This window comes from uncultured Sphingomonas sp. (genome assembly GCF_913774285.1).
In the GTDB taxonomy this organism is placed as follows: domain Bacteria; phylum Pseudomonadota; class Alphaproteobacteria; order Sphingomonadales; family Sphingomonadaceae; genus Sphingomonas.
Window position 1 is genome coordinate 42,812 of record NZ_CAJYHX010000006.1, and the last position, 19,250, is coordinate 62,061.

Below are 19,250 nucleotides of genomic sequence, written 5' to 3' on the forward strand. Positions count from 1 at the left end.
ATGACCAACGCCGAAGAACCCACCGAGGGTGCCGCCGAGGCGCTGGCCCGCGAGGCCGCACATCGGTTCGCCAGGACGCGCGGCCCGGACGCCGAGGTGCACCGGGCGGAACTGGAGGCCTGGCTGGCGGAGGCGCCGGAACACCGTGCTGCATATAATCGCGCCGCCGAGATCTTCGCGATGGGAAAGCTGCTCTCCGAGCCGGATGCGCCTCCATCCTTGGCCGCGCCTGAACCGAAGCGAGGGCGCAAGGTCCTTGTCGCAATGCTGACCACCATCACCGCCTGCGCGATCGGCGTCGGCGGCTGGATCACCTATCAGTCCTCCGCGCCCACGTCCGATCGGCCGGCCGCACTGGCAGACACGACGGACAACCGAACACTGTCGACCAGCACCGCCCCACAGACCGTCCAACTAGCCGATGGCTCGACCGTGACGCTTGCAGTCGACACAATGGTCGGGGTCGAGATCGCGACCGGCGTGCGTCAGCTGCGCTTGCTCCGGGGCAAGGCACGGTTCGAGGTCGCGCACGAACGCCGGCCCTTCATCGTCCTGGCTGGCGGCGGCAGCGTGACCGCGCGCGGCACGATCTTCGAGGTTGCGTTGGCACCTGCCGGCAGGGTCGAGGTCCGGCTGCTCCGCGGCGCAGTGGACGTGGCGATGCCGCGTGGCACCGCCAAGGCGACGCCGGCGATCCGCAGGCTGGCACCGGGCCAGGAGGTCACGTACTCGGCCGAGCCAGAACATCCCGCAGCGCGCGTAACCTCGGCAGGTGCCGCAGGCTTGCAGAGCGACACGCCGCAATCGTTCGAAGCGGTGCCCGTCCAGGAACTCATCGCATTGGCGAACCGCACCACGAGCCGGCCGATCCGCCTCGCAGAGCCGTCCCTGGGCGCGCGGCGCGTGTCGGGATGGTTCCGTGTCGACGACACACTGCTCCTGGCACGCCGGCTGGGCGCCTTGTTGTGCAGCGACGTCGACCTGCGCGACGCGCACCAGATCGTGGTAGTGCCGCAGGAAGGACACGGAAGCTGTGCAACCAGGGAGGCACAGAAACAGGCCGCGCTTTGAACCGTGCCCGATCGAACGGAGACCGCACAGGGAGCGACGAAGCCGGGCGGGGAAAGCATGCGCCTGGTGGGCATGCGCCACCACCTTTAGCCGCGAGGCCTGGACATAGTGGTGGCCACCCGGCCGCTGGCGATGGTCGGCCAAGCCAGTTGCCAAAAGGTTTATCGCAAAGCCTGCGCAAACATTCGAATTATAATCAGATTATAAGCTTCTCATAACCAGCGGGCCGGCTACCTTCGACCGGGTCATGGCCATGACATTTCCCACGATTGGAGAAGTGCCATGAACACCGAACAGACCATCGAACTGGGCGTCGCCAGCGTCGACACCAAGGGCGGCACGATCGGCTTCGCCGATGTCGAAGCGACCCTGCAGCAGAATGTCGGCCTCAGCGACGACTGATCGACCCGGGCGCGCGTCTTCGGGCGCGCGCCCTATCGGTGAGGGATCCCGACATGTCGCTTGCTTCTCATCCCAGCATCTCCTGGTGCCGTTGTGCAGGCCAGGCGGTCTTCCTGGACCTGGAAGGCGACCGCTATTTCTGCCTGCCCGAGCCCCTAGATGCGATCTTCCAGCGCTGGGCTGCCGGCGAAGCGATCGACCGGGACGCGCACACCGCGCTGGTCGCCGCCGGCGTCGCTGGCGCCGATCCCACACAACGTCCGCAGCCCGTCTCGTTTTCGGTTGCGAGGCGAGACCTCGCCCATGCCGGTCCAGGCAGAGCTGTATGGACCTCGGCGAAGGCGATTTTCGGTCAGTTGCGCGCGAAGTACTGGCTCCGACGGCGGCCGCTGGCGAATATCCTGCGAGACCTTCCGTCACCCGCCGCGTCGGCAGCTCGATCGCCGGGTGAAGCGTCGCTGCAGGCAATCGCTGGCGCGTTCGCGACGAGCGCCATGGTCCTCCCCGCAGCTGACCAATGCCTGCCCCGGGCGATCGCTGCAGCCCGTCTCTGTTGGCACCGCGGATTGGATGCCGCGCTGATCCTGGGCGTTCGCCTTCACCCCTTCGCCGCGCATAGCTGGGTTCAGTCCGGAGATGCCGTCGTGGTCGGCGACCTCGAGCAGGTGCGGCTCTACACCCCGATCCTGGTGCTGCAGTGAGGCCGCGTTATCTCCTGCTGGTCGGGGACCGGGAGGCGGTCTCTCTGGCAACGGCGCGCGTCGCGGCGCGTACGGGCCTTGCGGTAGCACACAGCGCCCATGGCTTTGCAGTTCTGACGAACGAGGCCTGCACATGTATCACCGTCGATCCGGAGGCGGTGGTCATCGGCACCCTATTCCCGAGGCAGGGTCCGGCACGCGCGGTGACTGCCCTCAGCGAGGCAGAACGGGCGCATCTATCGCGCCATGGCTTCGCCGCGCTGCTCGAAGCCTGGTGGGGCGGCTATGTGGGCGTCCGGTCCCAAGGCGGTCGGACGCAAGTCATCCGCGATCCCTCCGCTGCGCTGCCCTGCTACCGAGCCGAACAGGGCGGGTCGACGCTCTTCGCTTCGGATCTCGCCCTTCTGGAAGCAGCGAGCGGCCGGAGGTATCCGGTGGCCTGGGATGCCCTCGGCCGAGTCCTGTACTCGGCGGGCCTGCCCACCCCCGAGACCGCACTTGCCGGCATCGGCGACCTCCGCGCTGGCGACATCATAACGCTCGACGGCGTGGCAGAGCAGACGGCCACCGGTTGGTCCCCCTGGACGTTCGCCGATCCTCGCAACGACGAGGAAAGCGCCGCGACCGCCGAACGGCTGCGGCGCGTCGTCGAACACTGCGTCGCCGGCTGGGCATCGCTCTATGGGCGTCCGTTGCTGAGCCTGTCGGGCGGGCTCGATTCGTCCATCGTTGCGGCCTGTCTCGGCGGCGCCAGGCCAAGCGCCGAGTGCCTGACGCTGTACACCGACGATGCCGCAGGCGACGAACGCGCCTTCGCGAAGCTGGTGTGCGACGCGGTTGGCCTGCCGCTCTCCGAACACCGCTACGACCTGGATGCCGTCGACCTGTCACGACCACTCGGCGGGCACCTGCCGCGTCCCGCAGGCCGTGTCGAAGCACAGCCATACGAGGCCGCGCATCGCGCCCTCGCACGGCAGATCGGCGCCGACGCCTTCTTCACCGGCAATGGCGGCGACAATGTCTTCGGCTATTCGCAATCGGCTGCAGCGCTTGCGGACCGGGCCCTTCACGAAGGCCCCGGCGCCGGCGCCTTTGCGACACTACGGGACATTTGCCGACAAACCGGCGCGGGACCGCTACGCGTGACGCGCGCCGCCATGCGCCATGCACGCCAGCCCCGAGGCTATCGCTGGAAGCCGAACCCGCGCTTCCTGCATCGCGATCTGGTCGCCTCGCTCGCCGATACGCGGCTTTCTCACCCATGGCTCGACGCCCCCGCCTCGACGCTACCGGCCAAAGCGGCACACATCGCCGCGCTGGTCCGCGCGCAGCTCACGCTCGAATCCGATCGCAGCCAGATGCTGCCGGTGGTCAATCCGCTGGTTTCGCAGCCGATCATGGAAACCTGCCTCGCCATCCCGAGCTGGCGCTGGCGAGAGGGTGGCCGGGACCGGGCAATGGCCCGGGCGGCCTTTGCCGAGCGCCTCCCCAGCGTGATCGTCGAGCGAAGGATGAAGGGCACGCCTGACCCATTCTGCGGCGAGATCGTCCAGCGCAAACGCGCGGAGCTGCGCGCCCGGCTGCTCGACGGACAGCTCGCATATCACCGCATTCTCGATCCCGGCGCGATCGAGGAAACGCTCCGGCCCGGGCGGCCGACCACCGGAGAGGAAAATGTGCGCCTGCTCGAACTGGCGAATGTCGAGGCCTGGCTTGGTGCCCGGTCTTCCCGGCCATCCGGGGCCGAGACCGCATCCAGTGCGAGCATTGTTGGTTGAACAGACGACATTGGAGAAGCATGATGAACACCAAGCACATGACGATTGAACTCGGCACCGCGAGCTTAGCCACCCGCGGTTCGATGATGGGGTTCGCGGACAGTGAGGGCGGCCTGACTTGGCAGCCCGGCCTGCAGGCGGACTGACCCAAGCGGGCGGGTGCAGCGGCATCCGCCCGTCCCTCGAATCTACCTGGCGTCAGGGCGTGGGTGCTGGCACGCGTGCGGGCTTGTCGGGGATCGCCTGCACCTTCCGCATGGCCTCCCACCGCGCGATCTCCGCCTCTCGGCCGGGCGCCTTCACCCCGTTCAGCCAGAAGTCGAACCAATCGATCGCCCGCGCGTAGGTCGCGAGCCTGTGCTCGGGCTGCCATTTAACATGATGCTCGCCGGGGAACACAAACAGGTCGATCGGTCGGTCGAGGTCGCGGAGCGCGGTGAAGCTCTGCAGCGCGGCCAAATATTCGTCATCGGAAACCTGCGCGAGGATCGGCGCGTGGATCCGCTCCACATTCGGGGTAATGGCGATCTGCCGCCACATGGCCCGCGCTTTCTCGCTGTCATCGGTGATCCGTGGATAGCCGATGCGGTAGAACTCCTTTGCAGCACCCGGCCCGACCCGAACGGGCATGCTCGTATCCCAGCAGCAACTGCTCGACGCGAACGCCGAGAACAACGTGCTGTGCAGCAGCGCGAATTGCATGGTTGAAGACCCGTCGCTCAGCCCGGTGATCCCAATCCGCAACGGATCCGCGATCCCGCGCGCGATAGCGGCACGCACCGGAGCCTCCACCGCTTCGAGCACGCTGCGACGGTCGGCAAAGTCCTTGAGGTTGATCCGGTCGCCTTCGACAAAGTCGGGCGCGGCCCTCGCGCCCACCGCCTCAGGCTTGTCTACGCTCAGCACCGCAAAGCAGCGATTGGCGAACGCCTGGATGGGGTAGTCATCGCCGGTGCCGCCGCGCAGGAAGCCGCGCGACACATATTGCACCACGACCAACGGGTAGCGCTTGCCCGGCTCATACCCCACCGGCAGGACGAGATCGGCAAAGGAGTCCAGGCCGAAGCTGTTGCGCGCATAGAGGCGTTTGACCCGCCCCAGCGTCAGGCCCGCAAACTCCGGGTTCGGGTCGAACAGCACATCGCGCCGCCCGGTGGTCGGGTCGAGCCGCTCGAGCCGGCGCGGCTGCGAGGCACCTTCACGGAGGCAGAGGATCTCGGCGCCGCTGGGCACGCAGCCGATCAGCAGGTCCTGGGTCTGGTACAGCCGGCGTGCCTTGGGTGTGCGAGGCCGCCATTCGTAGATGCCGATATTCTCTCCCCGCACGCCTTCGCGACGGAGAAATCGCACCCGGTCACCGACCCACCAGGGGTAGCTTGCGTTGGTGCACGCCGCTGCGGTGCAGGTGCGATGTCGATCGCCGAGCTCCGTCTCGAGCACGCCACGATCGGGACGAAGGCTTTCGGGCGGCACGCGAATCCTGGCGATCCACCCGGCGGCGCCGATCGATTGGGTCCAGCTTCCCTCTTGCATCGCGGCGGCGCCGAGCAATCCCGCCTCGGCGTCTGTCGCAGGCCGCGTATCTCCCGTCGCCAGGTCGCGGAACCAGGTCTTTCGCGGAAGCGGAGCTGGCGGAAACGGGCGATTGCTCGCCGAGGGCGCGAAGCGATCGTCATAGTGAAACCCCGAACGCCCTTCCGCTTCGATCGCGGCCAGTGCCTCGCGCAACTTAGAATCGGTCGCATAGACGATCCCGCTCCCATCGGCGGTCAGCCGAAAGTCGTCGACATCATCGAGGCTGTCGGTGATAGCCGCGCTGCCGCTGCCGTCGGTTCGGGCGCGCCAGAGCTGGATCGACTCCTTGTCGCGTCGCCGGTAGATGATCCACCGGCCATCGGGCGTCCAACGCGGCGTGATGGCATCGGCAAGCCCTGTCGGAAAATGCGCCTTGCCCCGCACATCGATTCGCAAGCGGATGAAATCGCCACCTCGGTCCACCACAACCGCCCGGCCGCTTCCCAGATCGACAACGACCATCGCGAGGCAATACCCATTGGCGACAGGATCACCGCGCCGTAGCTGGAACGCGGCCTTGGTCCCGTCCGGCGATACCGTGAACAGTCCGCCATATTGCTGGTTGGGATCGACGGGCCCGATGTCGCGCAGTCGGACGAGATCCTCGGGGACCAGCGCGCGTTTCGCCTGTGGTGTCGCGATCGTCGGCGGCAGGATGCCGTTGCAATCGGGCGGGACGGCCGCGTGGCACGGTACCGGCAGCCACACGGTCGCGAGCAACGCCGCTAGCAGATGCCGCCTCACCATTGCTTGGTCACCGTGAAGCTGACGAAGCGGCCGATCGGCGACTGGTTGGTCGAGTCATAGGCCACATAGGTCGGGTTGGTGACACGGATGGGATCGGGTTGCTCGTTCAGCAGATTCTGCGCGCTCAGGCGAAGTTCGATCCGATCAAGCGGACCGCGCCCTTCCCGTGTCCGAACGGAGCCACTCAGGTCGATGGTCGTGAACGAACCGATCCTCGTCGGCGTGGAAAAACGCTTGTCGGTCGTTCCGTCGAGATAGTTGAGCGCCGCGGACAGCTGAACCACCGAGGTGCGCCAGCTCGCCGCGCCCCGCGCTCGAAACTTCGGCGGCGTGAAGATCAGGCCGGAGCGGCCGACCTTCGGCAGGTTGGGCGCGGCCTGGCGATCCCCATCGAGATAAGTTGCGGACCCAGCAATCGTCAGCTGGCTGTCTCCTCCCAACCGAGCGTCATAGTCGATCGACAGGTCGACACCCCGGATATGCTCGCGGGCGATGTTGCGCAGGCTCGAATCCACGATCGCGGCGACCTTTGCCGGATCAAACGGCTGGCCGCTCTGGTTTGACAGCCCGGCCGCTGCCTGCGCAACGGTCGCCTGCGCCTCTGCGACACTGGGCGAGAACTGGACGAAGTTCGCCGCGGCAGGATTGCTCAGCGCGGAGAGCAGGTCGCTGATCGGGGAGGCGATGCGGTCACGATAGTCGATGTCATACCACGTCGCCTCGACCCGCAGCCCCGGGAGGAAGCGGGGCCGCACTTCTGCGGACAAGGTCGAACTCTTGGCCCGCTCGGCGTGCAGGTTCGGGCTCCCACCACCGATCGCCAGGATCGTGGCGCCCGCCGGCAGCGGCGGGCTGGGCTGTGGCGCGAACACCGAGGCCGGCAACAGGATCACCTCCCGTGCCTGGTTGACCTGCTGCAGCGTCGGGATCTTGAACGAGCGGCCCCAGCTATATTTCAGGGTAATGTCGCGGTGTGGCGAGTAGACCAAGCCGAGCTTGGGCGTCGCGACGGCGTCAATGCCCTTGTAGCTTTCATAGCGGACGGCCCCGCTCAGTCGCAGGGCGTCGATGAACGGCATCCGGTTGGCCGCCCCGACCAGCGGCACCGACAGCTCGCCATAGCCGAACGCGCTGTTGCGGCGCTCGACGGAGTCGCGCGAGACGGTGGTCACGCCGCCGCTTGTCGTGCGGACGTCGAAGTCGAGCTGGAAACGACGATAGCCGCCACCCAGTGCGAGCCGGATGTCGCCGCCGGGCAGATGGGCAAGCGGGCCCTCGGCGCTGGCCTCGAAGTTGCTCAGCCGGTTGTCATAGGCAGCTCGACTGACGGACAGGGTGCCGTTGGTATAGCGCTGGGTATGGATGACGGTGGAACTCTCGCCATCGGTCACCTGCAGCGTTGCCTCCCAGCCGGAACCCGGGCGGAGGTGCAAGGACGGCGTCACCGCATAGCTGCGCACCACCGGTCGGTTGTCCTGCCCATAGAAGGTGGTCGGCCCCGTCAGCGAGAAGGCGTTGACCTTGCGTGACCGGCGATCGGCGAGTTGCACGTCGAGCTCGAAAGACGCCCAGCTGGCAAAATCCTGGTGGCCGGCCAGCACCCCGCTCACCTGTCGGCTGCTGGTCGTCAACATCTGCCCGGCGTTGAGTTGGCGGGTATAGGGCCGATCGTCGGCATAGATCGGAGTCGCCTTGCTGTAGTCGAGGGCGGCCATGAATCCGCCGCCGGCCCAGCGCGCGCCGCCGACGCCCGAATATTGCTGCTGGACGTTGCCGCCCTCGGTCGATGCGCCGACGCGCGCGCTGGTCAGGAGGCCGTCATAGTCGCGGCGCAGGATCAGGTTGGCGACGCCGCCCACCGCGTCCGAGCCGTAGAGCGCCGAGGCACCGTCGGTGATGACCTCGATGCGTTCGAGCGCCGCCACGGGAATGATCGAAATGTCGACGCCTTGATTGACGGCGTCGTAAGGGAGGCGATGACCATTGATGAGCGTCAACGTCGCGTCCGAGCCCAGCCCGCGAAGGTTGAGCGTCGTCGCGTTGTTCGCATTATTGTATCCGCCCTGGTCACCGCCCCCCGCGACCCCGGGGTTTTGCCCTCCGGTGAAATTCTGCGGGAGTATCCGTGAAACACTCGCAATGTCGGGAATGCCCTGCTCCTCCAGCCCTCGGCGCGACACGATAATGACCGGCGAAGGACCCTCGGCACCGCGGATGCGCGAGCCGGTGACCGTGATGGCATCCTGCGTCTCTGCCTGGGCTGCCACGCTCCCAGCCCGGCCAGGGTTGCCCCGAACGACAAGTGCGCCGGCTTCCTCGCGCACCACCATCCCCTCGCCTATGGCGAGGTGCACGGCCTGCTCGACGGTGTAGCTGCCCCGAATTGCCACGGCGCGTTTGCCGCGGACCTCCTCATCAGCGAACAGGATTTCCCGCCCGGTCTGACGCGCGATTGCGCGAAGCGTCGTCGCTAGGGCCTGCGCCGGCAAGTCGAAACTGGTCGTCGCTGCCTGGGCGTGTGCAGGGACGGCTACCATGTCGCTGTAGGAAATCGTCGCGGCAAGCATCGCCGCACAAAGCGCCCTTTTCGAGATCGTCATTCGTTTCTCCCCGCCGGTGTCCCGGCACTGGAGCGATTGACGCAGCCGACGGCGAACTACGGGGTCGCGACATGAAAGAAGTTTGCGGGGGCCGCAGCAGCGCTGGGTTCCGGGATTTGCCAGCAGCCCTTGTCCCGTCGCCGGGTGCCGCTAGGCTCCCGCGCCGAACCATGTCGCGCCTTCACAGCCTCCGCGCCACGATCGACGATGTCGCCCGCTTCCTGGACGCGGAACCATTGGGGCAGATCATCCTTCCGCCCGACGTCACCGAGGGCCGCCAAGGGCTGGTGATGTTCGAGGCCGATGGCCGCAGGCGTCTGCGGATGATGCGCTGGGGCTTTCCCCGCCGGATCCGCGACACGCAATTGCAGCGGAACGAGCCTGAGATCATCGGCCTGGTAGCGGACCTCACCAATCCGCTCTGGGAGCAGACCGTCGTCGATCCACGCTACCGCTGCATCATCCCGATCACCCATTTCGGCAACCCGGATGGCGACGAAGGCGCCAAGACACGGACATGGTTCTCGGTCCGCGACCAACCGATCCTGGCCTGGGCGGGCTTCTGCCGGAACTTCCCCGAGGTCGGGCCCTCCTATGCGGGCATGACCATGGAGGCGAACGCAGCCAATCCGCCGACCAATGACCGCATGCCGGTACTGCTCGAGCCGCACGAGCACGCGTGCTGGCTGCACGGCTCGATCCGGGACGTGATCGGCTTCCAGTTTCGTCCGCCGATCGCCGCCGAGCAGATGGAGGTGCTGCGCACCGAAGATCCCCGGCGCGGCGGCGGCCCTCCGCCCGATGGAACGCAGTTGGACCTGCTCTAGCCGCAAACCATGAGCCGTGCGTTGCAGCCATCTCGCCTTCGACCTAGGCTGCCGCCATGTGCAACCTCTACCACCTTCGGAAGAGCGCGGCCGAAGTCGCCGCGCACTTCGGCGTCGATACCCCGGTGCGGTCCAATGCAGGCGAGGAAGTGTATCCCGGCTATCCCGGCATGGTGGTGCGCGAGGAAGCGGGCGCGCGCGTGCTGCAGTCGATGGTGTGGGGCTTCCCGTTCCGACTGAAGGGGATGAGCCCGACCGCCAAGCCGAAGCCGGTCAACAATATCGCGGATCTCACCAAGCCGATGTGGGTCGGGCTCGCGCGCAAGCCGGAATGGCGCTGCCTCATCCCGCTGACCGGCTTTGCCGAGGCGGAGGGCGCCAAGGGTTCGAAGACGCGGACCTGGTTCAGCGTCCAGGACGCGCCGCTTTTCGCCTGGGCGGGACTGTGGCGGGACAGCGCCGAATGGGGGCCGGTCTACTCCGGCGTCATGACCGACTGCAACGAGGCGATCCGCCCGGTGCATGACCGCATGCCGGTGCTGCTCCACCGTGACGACCATGATCGCTGGCTGCACGGTAGCTTCGACGACATTCTCGGCTTCCAGGCGCGCTGCTTCCCCGATGACCTGATCGTCATGGAGCGTACCGATGAGCCTTGGGTAAAGCGCAAGGGCGCCGTCGACCAGGCAGCTCTGTTCTAGGCGCGAAACCGGCTGACCGCCCGCCGCCACTCGACATCGCTCGGGAGCGGCAGGCTGGTGATCGTCGGCGGATCGCAGGTCAGGCTGATCGTCGTGCCGCGCCGCCCGCATCGCGAACATCGAAGGCGAGCGCCTACCTCGGCGAGCAGGCCAGGCCATTGCCTGCGCTCGAACAGCCGCCAGAGCGCCGCCGCATGAAAGACCCCGATGTGCCCACATCCCGCACAGGCTGCCCGGACCGAACGGTGGAACGCCGCAGCCTCGAACAGCGTCCGGGGCACCTGCCCGCCATCTGCGTCGTAGCGAGCCATATCAGCCTACCAAGCGCAGGCGCGGACCTGCCGCGGCGGGCGCAGGGTGGAGGCCGAGCGCGGGCACCTGCGCCTGCGGCACCACCCGGATGAGGGCATCCGGCCAGGCCGGGAACATCGCCCGCACCTTGGCGGACAGGAGCGTCGCTGACGGTGCATCCATCAGCAGCGTCGCGTCATAGCCACACCACAATTCCGGCGGGATACGGCCCAGGCGGTACTTGCCGGCGACCACCAGCACCGCGGGAGGATGAAGCTCGCGCCGCCCCGCAATGAAGCGCGCCAGGCACAGCGGCCGCTGCGCCGCCTTCCAGGTCTCGAACTCCGTAGCGGAGTTGACCTGCCCCAGGCGATACCCCTCGACTCTGCCCACATGGATCAGCCATCCGCCATAGGAGAAGGTTTCGAGTTCGATCGGCCAGCGATGCGCCAGCCAGTTGGTCCGTTTGATCGCATCCATCGCGCGGGGTTCAGGCGCGCGCCTGCTCGCTGAACAGGGTCGGCTGGACGGCACGATCGTATAGCGCCCGACGCGCCTGCAGCGCCGCGCCGACCGCTTGGCGATAATGGATGGTCCTGAATCGCTCGGCCTCGTCGAAGCCGAATGGCGCCCATTCCTCGCTCGGATAGCAGGCGTCGTAGATTGCGCGCGCAGCGGCACGCAGCTGGAGATCTTGCTCCATTCGGACACTCCCAATGGTATCGAATCGCCGGGGTTTGCGGCGAAGCACCAATTAGAACATAACAAGAACTTCAAGCAAGTTCGCCGTAGCCCATGCGGCAAGCCGCATCGAACCGGGCAATCCCCGCCTTTCGCCGGCTGTCGTTGCAAGCGGCCGGCTGGGAGCGCTGATTCCGCCTGGAGCCGCATGATCGACGGCGAGCTCAAGCCTCTTTGGCCCTCCGCAAGCGAATGCATGCAGGAAAGGCATGCCTCGGCTGCCCCTCTCGGCACATGACAAGCCCGTACGCTGAGGTTAGGGTCAGATCGTGCACCCGTTACGCCGCCTTGTTGCAAGTCATCGTGTCGTCGCCGGGGCGATCCTCGCACTGGCGCTGGTGATGAAGCTGCTGATCCCTGCCGGCTTCATGCCGACGGTGGCGAATGGCCAGATGGTCGTGCGGATGTGCTCGGGAGCGGGGCCGATGACGATGGTCATGGCGATCCCCGGACTCGAGAACAGGACCGACCGCGAGAGCCACCACGACAAGCATGAGCAGCCTTGCGCCTTCTCCGGCCTGTCCACGCCGTCGCTGGCAGCGGCGGACCCGATCCTGCTGGCGCTGGCGATCCTCTTCGTGCTGGCGATGGGCGTCCGCGCGGTGGCGGAACCGACCACGGCCGCACCAGCCCATCTGCGACCGCCGCTACGCGGCCCACCGGCACATTGATCACCCACGCCGCGTGATCGGCTGACGGGAAGGCTGTGCCCTGGCGCCGCCAACCCGCGCGCCGTCATGCCTCGTTGCATCGTCCGGCCGGGACATCGCCATGCGCGATGCCGGCTGGCATCGAGGACTGCCATCCATGCGCTATCCTTTCTCAGCGCGGGCGCCGGCCCGCCATAATCGCGTTCGCCTGCATGCTCCGGCGGCGAGCACACTGCCGCCTTTCATAGCCTGGCTGCGCAGGCTGCGCCGTTCGGCGTGGCTGCTGATCGCCGTCTGCATGCTGGTGCGGATCGGAACAGCGATCGTTCAGGAAACCCCCGGCGGGCCTGGCGACGCCGTCGCTGCGGCGGAGCAGCCGCGATGAGCGCCGACGCCTCACGCCCATCCCGACCCTCCCCATGGGAAACTTCAACCGAAGCTGCGTTCGAGATGCGGCTGGTCGCCCCGCGATCCCCGTTTTCGCTGGAAGGCAAGCTGCTCCTCGGTGGCGCAGCATTCGCTGCGATCCTCGTATCGCTGCGGTTCCTGCTGCTCGGTGCCTGGCCGGTGCTGGTCTTCTCGATCCTCGACCTCGGCGGCCTCGCGGTCGCGCTGATCCTGTTCCGCAAGCGCCAAGTGCCCGAGGAATGTTTGCGCATTCGTGGAGACCGACTCGAGCTGACCCGGATCGACCATCACGGGCGACGCACCGAGATCGTGCTGCCGGTGTTCTGGACCCGCCTCGAAACCGGCAGCCGATCCGAACTCGACTTCGAGCTCTGGCTCGTCCTGCGTCGCGAACGCCACCGCATCGGCCGCTTCGTCTCCGCGGCCGAGCGACGGGCCGTGGCCCCGCGCCTCCAGGCCGCACTGCGTGCGGCCCGCTGCTTCTCCTGACCAAAACCGTCCTGACATTCCCTCGTTGCAAGGAAAATAGACACGATGAAACGCATTCTTGCCGGCCTGACCTGCGCCGTTGCCGTCGCCACCCCGGTGCTTGCCCATGAGTTCAAGCTCGGCAGCCTGGAAATCGCCCATCCCTGGACCCGCCAGACCGCTCCCGGCCAGCGCAATGGCGGCGGCTTCCTCGTCGTCACCAACAAGGGCCGGGCGGCGGACCAATTGGTGGACGTTGCCTCGCCCGTGGCAGACAAGGTGGAGCTCCACACCATGTCGATGGACGGCGGGATCATGCGCATGCGTCCGGTGACCGGAGGACTGCCGATCCCGGCGGGCGGCACGCTGACGCTCGCGCCGGGCGGATATCACGTCATGCTGATCGGACTGAAGGCGCCGCTCACCCTTGGCACGATGGTGCCGCTGACGCTGCGCTTCGCGCGGGCGGGCACGATCACCGTCCAGCTCAAGGTCGAGCCGGTCAGCTTTACCGGGGAGGCAGCGCATGAGCAGCATTGATCCGGACGGCACGCCCCGGCAGCGCGGCGTCGCGCCGGGCTGGATCGGCTGGGCGATCACGGCTCTCCTGCTGCTCGCGCTCGCGGGCGGTGCGGCCTATTGGGTCACCCGCCGCGAGGCACCCGCCACCGCCGTTCCAAGCTTCGGCGGCGCCTTCGCGATGACCGACCAGAACGGCAACACCGTCACCGACCGGTCGCTGCGCGGCAAGCCCTATGCGATCTTCTTCGGCTTCACCCGCTGTCCGGACGTCTGCCCGACCTCGCTCAACCGCATGGCGCAGCTGCGCAAGCGGCTTGGGCCCGACGGCATGAAGTTCGCCATCGTCTTCGTCTCGGTCGATCCCGGCCACGACAAGCGCCAGGACATCGGCAACTATCTCACGCTGTTCGGCACGCCGATCATCGGGCTGACCGGCACCGATGCCCAGGTCGCGCAAATCGTGAAGGCGTTCCACGTCTATTACGAAAAGGTGCCGGTACCCGGCGGCGACTACACGATCGACCACACCGCTTCGATCTACCTGATGGACCGCGAAGGGCGGTTCGTCACCACCATCGATCACCAGGAACAGCAGGACGTCGCGTTCGAGAAGCTCAAGCGCGTGATCGCATCCTGATCCGAGCAGCCATTAAAAGGGGGAACATGTTTTGAAGACCACGCTTCTCACCGGCGCATGCCTCGCGTTGGCCGCGCCGGCGCTGGCCCAGACCGACCCGCCCGCATCGTCCGAAGGCGATACCCGCTTCACCATCGGCGAGATCATCGTCACCGCGCCCAGCATGGCCCGCTCGACCGAGAACGTCCTCACCTCGGTCGACGTGCTCGGCGGCGACGTCGCCCAGCGCCAGTCGGTCGACAATGCCTGGGAGCTGTTCGCTAGGCTGCCCGGCGTGGTGCTGACCGATTTCAACCAGGGCACGACCTCGGGCCGTTTCTCGATCCGGGGCTTCAACGGCGAAGGCGAGATCAACGCCGTCAAGCTGCTGGTCGATGGCGTGCCAAGCAACGACAATGCCGGCGCGATGACCGCGATCGACATGATCGCGCCGCTCGATATCGCGGGGATCGAGCTGGTGCGCGGCACCTCCGATCCGCGCTGGGGCCTGAACGCCATTGCAGGGAGCGCCAATATCCTCACCCGGATCGGCGGCAGCTATCTCGACGCGCGCCTGCTCGGCGGGTCGTTCGGGACGATGGACGGGCAGCTCTCGGCCGGGCTGGAGCGCGGGCGTTTCAGCCAGAACTACATGGTCAGCTATCGCTCGACCAACGGGTACAGGGCGCATGCCGATCTCGAGCGCCTCAACCTCGCCGGCAAATGGTTTTACGATCTCGGCGGCACGCGACTGGGCGCGATCGTGCGCTATTCGGATGCAACCGCGCAGGAGCCCGGCTATCTCACCGATGCCGATGCCTATACCCGCCGCAGCATCTCTTACCCGATTTCGGAAACCGATGGCGGCACCCGGCGGATCGGCCAATACAGCCTGCACCTCGACAGCGGCCTTACCGATACGATGGCGCTGAACGCCACCGGCTATGCCAACAGCCTGTGGGACGACCGCTATGTCCGCTATTCGGCAAGCGTCGCGCAGCAGCGGCGGCTGGCGGATGAATGGCAATATGGCGGCACGCTGGCACTGCACTATCATCCGCAGGTCGATTTCCTCTACCGGCTGATGCTGGAGGCGGGCGGCGACGTACAGGTACAGGACAACAAGAGCCTGCGCTGGCTGGCCAATCGCCGGACGCTGACCAGCCAGACCCGCGACCAGAAGTTCGATCTCACCGTCTATGGCGGCTATCTGCAGGCGGTGATCGAACCGACCACCTGGCTGAAGCTTACCCCCGCCTGGCGCGTGGACCGGGTGGCGGGCAATTTCACCAACCGCCTGAACGGCACCACCGCGCCGATCAACGACTATGGCACGATCAGCCAGCCCAAGCTGAACGTGGCGATCAGCCCCGGCGGCGGCGTGACGCTCTACGGCAATTACGGTCGCAGCTTCCAGATCGGGGTTGGCTCGGGCGCCTATCTGGTGCCGCCGCGTACCGCCAATCTCGCCCCCTCGATCAACGAGGGCTATGAGGCCGGCATCAAGCTCGCGCGGGGGCGCTGGCTGGAGGCGCGCGTGGCGCTGTGGCAGCAGACCGCGAGCGGCGAGCTCAAGCGCCGTCTCAACGATCCCTCGGGCGATTTCGACAATCTCGGCAAGACCCGGCGGCGCGGCATCGACCTGCAGATCGACGTGAAGCCGGTACGCGGCATCGACCTGTGGGGCAGCTATTCCTACCAGACCGCCCGCATCGTCACCCCCGATCCGGCAACCCCGTCGCAGGCGGGCAACGACATCGACCATGTCCCCCGCAACGTCTTCTCGGGCGGCATCGACCTGACGCCGACCGAGAAGCTGCGCCTGTCGCTGACCGGCAACGGCCAGTCGAGCTACCAGCTCAACGCCGCCAACAACCAGGGGCGGTTCGGCGACTATGTCGTGCTCAACGCCGAGGCCGCTTATCAGGTCAACGCGCATGTCGAGGTGTCGGCCCAGCTCAAGAACCTCGCCAACGATCGCTACGAATATGTCTGGTTCGACGGCACCCAGCGGCTGCACGGCCCGGCCGATCCCCGCGCGCTCTACGGCGCGGTACGGCTGCGCTTTTGATGGCGGCGGCGCGGCCTTCGCTGCGGGTGCTGGTGCGGCGGGTCCATCTCTGGCTCGGCCTGACGATCGGCGCGCTGTTCGCCTTTGCCGGGCTGACCGGCAGCCTGCTGGTCTTCTACCCGGAGATCGATGCGGCGCTGTCGCCGGCGCTGCGTGCGGTGCCGGCGGGGGCGCGGCCCGCCTCGTGGCAGGCGGTGGTGGACACGCTCCACCGCGAGCATCCCAGCCGCACCGGCGCCTGGCGGATCGAAGTGACGCCGGAGGGTGGCGCGATCCCGGTGCGCTATTACAAACCGCGCGAAACTTCCGGTCGGGACTTCGCGCCGCTGCTCGTCTGGGTGGATCCGGGGCGGAACACGACGATCCGCACCGGCTTCTGGGGCGACACGGTGTTCACCTGGATTTACGATCTCCATTACCGGCTGCTGCTCGACAAGCCCGGCGGGGTAGCGATGGGCATTTTCGGGATCGTGATGCTGGCGCTGATCGCGAGCGGCCTCTGGGCGTGGTGGCCGCGACGGGGCGGTTGGCGGCGCGGCCTGCACTTCAAGCACCGCGCGGCGCCGGTGCGGCGGCTCTACGACTGGCACAAGCTGACCGGGGTGGGTGCGCTGGTGCTGGTGCTCGTCGTCACCGGCACCGGCGTGCTGCTCGACCTGCCCGACCAGGTGCGCCCGCTGCTCCAGCAGATGTCCCCGCTGTACGCGACGCCTGTGCTCACCGTGAAACTCACCGGCGAACCGCTGCCGCTCGACACGCTCGTCGCGCGCGCCGAGCATCGCTTCCCCGATGGCCGCCTCGCCTGGATCGAAACGCCCGCGCGGGCGACCGCACCGATCCGCATCAACCTCGCCCGCCCCGGTGAACCGAGCCAGCGCTTCCCGCGTACCAATGTGTGGCTCGACCCTTATAGCGGCCGGATCCTCGCCGTGCGCGACGGGCTGGCGGAAAGCGGCGGCGACGTACTGCTCAACTGGCTGCACCCGCTGCATGGCGGCGAGGCGTTCGGGCTGACCGGGCGACTGCTCGCGCTGCTGGCGGGGCTGGCGCCGATCGCGCTGTTCGTCACCGGCCTGCTGCGCTGGCGGCGCCGGAGGCCGCGCCGCCGCCACGGGTGAGCGTCCGCCAGGGCGATCCCAAGGAAATCTATCTCCCCTTCGCGAGAGCGCCCGTTAGCATCCTCCCCAACAGGACAGACCGCCGCTTGAGAGGAAGAACGACAATGGCCGATCGCCCGCTGCACCCGGAAACGCTTGCCCTCCACGCCGGCTGGCGCGCCGATCCGAGCACCGGCGCGGTGGTGCCGCCGATCTACCAGACGACCTCCTACCAGTTCCGCGATACCGACCACGCCGCCAACCTGTTCGCGCTGCGCGAGCTCGGCAACATCTATACCCGGCTCGGCAACCCGACCACCGATGTGCTGGAGCAGCGTATCGCCGCGCTCGAAGGCGGCGCGGCGGCGCTGGCAGTCGCCTCGGGCCAGGCTGCGTCGGCCTATGCGGTGCAGAACCTCGCCCGCGCTGGCGACAACATCGTCAGCGGCACCGACCTCTATGGCGGCACTTGGAACCTGTTTGCCAACACGCTGAAGGACATGGGCATCGAGGTCCGCTTCGTCGATCCCGCCGATCCGGAGGCGTTCGTGCGCGCCAGCGACGACCGCACCCGCGCCTGGTATGTCGAGACGCTGCCCAACCCCAAGCTGATCGTCGCCCCGATCGGCGAGATCGCAGCGCTGGGCCGTCCGCTCGGCATTCCGCTGATCGTCGACAATACCGCAGCACCGCTGATCGCCCGGCCGTTCGATCATGGCGCTGCGATCGTGGTCTATTCGACCACGAAATACATCGGCGGGCACGGCACCTCGATCGGCGGCATGATCGTCGACGGCGGGACGTTCGACTGGGAAGCTTTCCCCGAGCGCCAGCCTTTGCTCAACACGCCCGATCCCAGCTATCACGGCGCCATATGGAACCAGGCGGCCAAGCCGCTGGGGCCGATCGCCTATATCCTGCGCGCCCGCACCGTGCTGCTGCGCGATCTGGGCGCCGCGCTCTCGCCGACCAACGCCTTCCAGATCCTCCAGGGGCTGGAAACGCTGCCGCTGCGCATGCCGCGCCACTGCGAGAATGCCGCCAAGGTCGTCGCCTTCCTGCAGTCGCGCCCCGAGGTGACGCGGGTGATCCACCCTTCGGTCCAGACCGGCGTCCAGGCGGAGCGCGCCGCGCGCGTGCTGACCGGCGGCCAGGGCGGGCTGGTCGGCTTCGAGCTGGCGGGGGGCAGCGCCGCGGGCCGCGCGTTCATCAACGCGCTCGAGCTCTTCTACCATGTCGCCAATATCGGCGATGCGCGCAGCCTGGCCATCCATCCAGCGTCGACCACCCATTCGCAGCTCTCCGCCGAGGAGCAGGCCGTTACCGGTGTGTCCGAAGGCTATGTCCGGCTGTCGATCGGCCTCGAGCATATCGACGACATTCTCGCCGATCTGGGCCAGGCACTGGACCGGGCCACCGGGTAAGAATGAGCCGGATGGCCGGCTCCCCCGGCAAGGCTTCCGGCTATTTGCTGGAGCAGAGCGGCGGGGTCGGTCCGGCCGCGCTGTCGCGCTTTGGTTCGAGAACCACCACGAATGCGGTGAAGACAACCAGCAGGGCAATGGTAAGGTGAAGTCCCCGACGGAACCAGCGCTCGCCTTTCGTCAACATGCTCAAAACCCGTACCTGAACTTCGCTCTTCCGCTATCGCAGCCGTTTCGCGCCAAGCTAGGCCGACAGACGGGCAGAGTTCCTGCCGCCTAAATTCGGCGAGGACCATATGGCAAACTGTCCACCCCGCCATTTACACTGTGCGCTTTGCACGGCCCTCATCGTCCGCCTGACGGCGCGCTCCACGGCGCTATGGTCGCGGCGCTGTCCCCAACGCCGTCGAATGCCCTTCAAATGCCCATGATATGTTGTATCAGATAGGCGTCGAACGAAAGATTCATAGCGTTACTACGGGGGGTGGGGTTTTGAGCGGACGTCGTACCTTTCTTGGCCTGGCGGGGAGCACAGCGGCGGCAAGCCTTATCGCCCCTGC

19 protein-coding genes are annotated in these 19,250 nt (G+C 67.2%); 14 read left to right on the plus strand and 5 right to left on the minus strand.

What is annotated here, in order from left to right; genetic code table 11:
• From QZ670_RS01980 to QZ670_RS01995, 4 genes are all read left to right on the plus strand, one after another.
• Positions 1-1,071 carry a FecR domain-containing protein gene (locus QZ670_RS01980; RefSeq protein ID WP_294251359.1) on the plus strand — a complete coding sequence of 357 codons (1,071 nt, stop codon included), beginning with the start codon at positions 1-3 and terminating at the stop codon, positions 1,069-1,071.
• 455 nt (positions 1,072-1,526) lie between these two features.
• On the plus strand, positions 1,527-2,174 hold the full coding sequence (locus QZ670_RS01985; RefSeq protein WP_294251362.1) for a lasso peptide biosynthesis B2 protein: 648 nt from the start codon (positions 1,527-1,529) through the stop codon (positions 2,172-2,174).
• Complete coding sequence (locus QZ670_RS01990) at positions 2,171-3,952, plus strand: asparagine synthase-related protein (RefSeq protein ID WP_294251367.1); 1,782 nt, start codon at positions 2,171-2,173, stop codon at positions 3,950-3,952. The genes QZ670_RS01985 and QZ670_RS01990 overlap by 4 nt, the downstream gene beginning before the upstream one ends.
• Positions 3,953-3,972: 20 nt before the next feature.
• Positions 3,973-4,098 carry a hypothetical protein gene (locus QZ670_RS01995; protein WP_294251370.1) on the plus strand — a complete coding sequence of 42 codons (126 nt, stop codon included), beginning with the start codon at positions 3,973-3,975 and terminating at the stop codon, positions 4,096-4,098.
• Between the two features lie 52 nt (positions 4,099-4,150).
• Here the strand turns inward: QZ670_RS01995 and QZ670_RS02000 are convergent, their stop codons facing one another.
• Together QZ670_RS02000 and QZ670_RS02005 are read right to left on the minus strand one after the other, a co-directional pair.
• Complete coding sequence (locus tag QZ670_RS02000; RefSeq protein WP_294251373.1) at positions 4,151-6,274, minus strand: Atxe2 family lasso peptide isopeptidase; 2,124 nt, start codon at positions 6,272-6,274, stop codon at positions 4,151-4,153.
• Positions 6,268-8,874: a TonB-dependent receptor gene (locus tag QZ670_RS02005; RefSeq protein WP_294251375.1), complete on the minus strand. Its 2,607-nt coding sequence runs from the start codon at positions 8,872-8,874 to the stop codon at positions 6,268-6,270. The genes QZ670_RS02000 and QZ670_RS02005 overlap by 7 nt, the downstream gene beginning before the upstream one ends.
• Before the next feature lie 236 nt (positions 8,875-9,110).
• Here QZ670_RS02005 and QZ670_RS02010 point away from each other — a divergent pair, with 236 nt between their 5' ends.
• On the plus strand, positions 9,111-9,701 hold the full coding sequence (locus QZ670_RS02010; RefSeq protein ID WP_294251378.1) for an SOS response-associated peptidase family protein: 591 nt from the start codon (positions 9,111-9,113) through the stop codon (positions 9,699-9,701).
• A 56-nt stretch (positions 9,702-9,757) separates the two neighbouring features.
• Positions 9,758-10,402 carry an SOS response-associated peptidase family protein gene (locus tag QZ670_RS02015; protein WP_294251382.1) on the plus strand — a complete coding sequence of 215 codons (645 nt, stop codon included), beginning with the start codon at positions 9,758-9,760 and terminating at the stop codon, positions 10,400-10,402.
• Here QZ670_RS02015 and QZ670_RS02020 read toward each other — a convergent pair.
• The 3 genes from QZ670_RS02020 to QZ670_RS02030 are packed head-to-tail and all read right to left on the minus strand — an operon-like array spanning position 10,399 to position 11,396.
• Positions 10,399-10,713 carry a hypothetical protein gene (locus QZ670_RS02020; protein ID WP_294251385.1) on the minus strand — a complete coding sequence of 105 codons (315 nt, stop codon included), beginning with the start codon at positions 10,711-10,713 and terminating at the stop codon, positions 10,399-10,401. The genes QZ670_RS02015 and QZ670_RS02020 overlap by 4 nt on opposite strands.
• A 1-nt stretch (position 10,714) precedes the next feature.
• On the minus strand, positions 10,715-11,173 hold the full coding sequence (locus QZ670_RS02025; protein ID WP_294251387.1) for a hypothetical protein: 459 nt from the start codon (positions 11,171-11,173) through the stop codon (positions 10,715-10,717).
• Between the two features lie 10 nt (positions 11,174-11,183).
• The gene (locus QZ670_RS02030) at positions 11,184-11,396 is read right to left on the minus strand and encodes a hypothetical protein (RefSeq protein ID WP_294251391.1); all 213 of its coding nucleotides are present in this window, start codon (positions 11,394-11,396) and stop codon (positions 11,184-11,186) included.
• Positions 11,397-11,703: 307 nt separating this feature from the next.
• On the opposite strand from QZ670_RS02030, the gene QZ670_RS02035 reads away from it, so the two are divergent.
• From QZ670_RS02035 to QZ670_RS02070, 8 genes are all read left to right on the plus strand, one after another.
• Positions 11,704-12,105, plus strand: a complete 402-nt coding sequence (locus tag QZ670_RS02035) for a hypothetical protein (RefSeq protein WP_294251394.1) — start codon at positions 11,704-11,706, stop codon at positions 12,103-12,105.
• Between the two features lie 136 nt (positions 12,106-12,241).
• Positions 12,242-12,469 carry a hypothetical protein gene (locus tag QZ670_RS02040; protein WP_294251398.1) on the plus strand — a complete coding sequence of 76 codons (228 nt, stop codon included), beginning with the start codon at positions 12,242-12,244 and terminating at the stop codon, positions 12,467-12,469.
• Positions 12,470-12,534: 65 nt separating this feature from the next.
• A complete protein-coding gene (locus QZ670_RS02045) occupies positions 12,535-12,981 on the plus strand; it encodes a DUF2244 domain-containing protein (RefSeq protein WP_294251402.1) in 447 nt (148 codons plus the stop codon).
• 45 nt (positions 12,982-13,026) lie between these two features.
• A complete protein-coding gene (locus tag QZ670_RS02050; protein WP_294251405.1) occupies positions 13,027-13,500 on the plus strand; it encodes a copper chaperone PCu(A)C in 474 nt (157 codons plus the stop codon).
• Entirely contained in the window at positions 13,487-14,119 is a 633-nt protein-coding gene (locus QZ670_RS02055; RefSeq protein WP_294251408.1) for an SCO family protein, read from the plus strand. Before QZ670_RS02050 ends, QZ670_RS02055 begins: the two co-directional genes overlap by 14 nt.
• Before the next feature lie 31 nt (positions 14,120-14,150).
• Positions 14,151-16,169 carry a TonB-dependent receptor gene (locus QZ670_RS02060; protein ID WP_294251414.1) on the plus strand — a complete coding sequence of 673 codons (2,019 nt, stop codon included), beginning with the start codon at positions 14,151-14,153 and terminating at the stop codon, positions 16,167-16,169.
• Between the two features lie 32 nt (positions 16,170-16,201).
• Positions 16,202-17,287 (plus strand): PepSY-associated TM helix domain-containing protein, encoded by a 1,086-nt coding sequence (locus QZ670_RS02065; protein ID WP_294251418.1) that lies wholly within the window; start codon positions 16,202-16,204, stop codon positions 17,285-17,287.
• A 104-nt stretch (positions 17,288-17,391) separates the two neighbouring features.
• Entirely contained in the window at positions 17,392-18,690 is a 1,299-nt protein-coding gene (locus QZ670_RS02070) for a PLP-dependent transferase (RefSeq protein WP_294251421.1), read from the plus strand.
• Positions 18,691-19,250: the final 560 nt, after the last annotated feature.

What these genes read in the sequence shown, in the direction of transcription:
- QZ670_RS01980 (WP_294251359.1), top strand. Translation starts at nt 1, where the DNA reads ATGACCAACGCCGAAGAACCCACCGAGGGTGCCGCCGAGGCGCTGGCC.
- QZ670_RS01985 (WP_294251362.1), top strand. Translation starts at nt 1,527, where the DNA reads ATGTCGCTTGCTTCTCATCCCAGCATCTCCTGGTGCCGTTGTGCAGGC.
- QZ670_RS01995 (WP_294251370.1), top strand. Translation starts at nt 3,973, where the DNA reads ATGATGAACACCAAGCACATGACGATTGAACTCGGCACCGCGAGCTTA.
- QZ670_RS02000 (WP_294251373.1), bottom strand. Translation starts at nt 6,274, where the DNA reads ATGGTGAGGCGGCATCTGCTAGCGGCGTTGCTCGCGACCGTGTGGCTG.
- QZ670_RS02005 (WP_294251375.1), bottom strand. Translation starts at nt 8,874, where the DNA reads ATGACGATCTCGAAAAGGGCGCTTTGTGCGGCGATGCTTGCCGCGACG.
- QZ670_RS02015 (WP_294251382.1), top strand. Translation starts at nt 9,758, where the DNA reads ATGTGCAACCTCTACCACCTTCGGAAGAGCGCGGCCGAAGTCGCCGCG.
- QZ670_RS02020 (WP_294251385.1), bottom strand. Translation starts at nt 10,713, where the DNA reads ATGGCTCGCTACGACGCAGATGGCGGGCAGGTGCCCCGGACGCTGTTC.
- QZ670_RS02025 (WP_294251387.1), bottom strand. Translation starts at nt 11,173, where the DNA reads ATGGATGCGATCAAACGGACCAACTGGCTGGCGCATCGCTGGCCGATC.
- QZ670_RS02030 (WP_294251391.1), bottom strand. Translation starts at nt 11,396, where the DNA reads ATGGAGCAAGATCTCCAGCTGCGTGCCGCTGCGCGCGCAATCTACGAC.
- QZ670_RS02040 (WP_294251398.1), top strand. Translation starts at nt 12,242, where the DNA reads ATGCGCTATCCTTTCTCAGCGCGGGCGCCGGCCCGCCATAATCGCGTT.
- QZ670_RS02045 (WP_294251402.1), top strand. Translation starts at nt 12,535, where the DNA reads ATGCGGCTGGTCGCCCCGCGATCCCCGTTTTCGCTGGAAGGCAAGCTG.
- QZ670_RS02050 (WP_294251405.1), top strand. Translation starts at nt 13,027, where the DNA reads ATGAAACGCATTCTTGCCGGCCTGACCTGCGCCGTTGCCGTCGCCACC.
- QZ670_RS02055 (WP_294251408.1), top strand. Translation starts at nt 13,487, where the DNA reads ATGAGCAGCATTGATCCGGACGGCACGCCCCGGCAGCGCGGCGTCGCG.
- QZ670_RS02070 (WP_294251421.1), top strand. Translation starts at nt 17,392, where the DNA reads ATGGCCGATCGCCCGCTGCACCCGGAAACGCTTGCCCTCCACGCCGGC.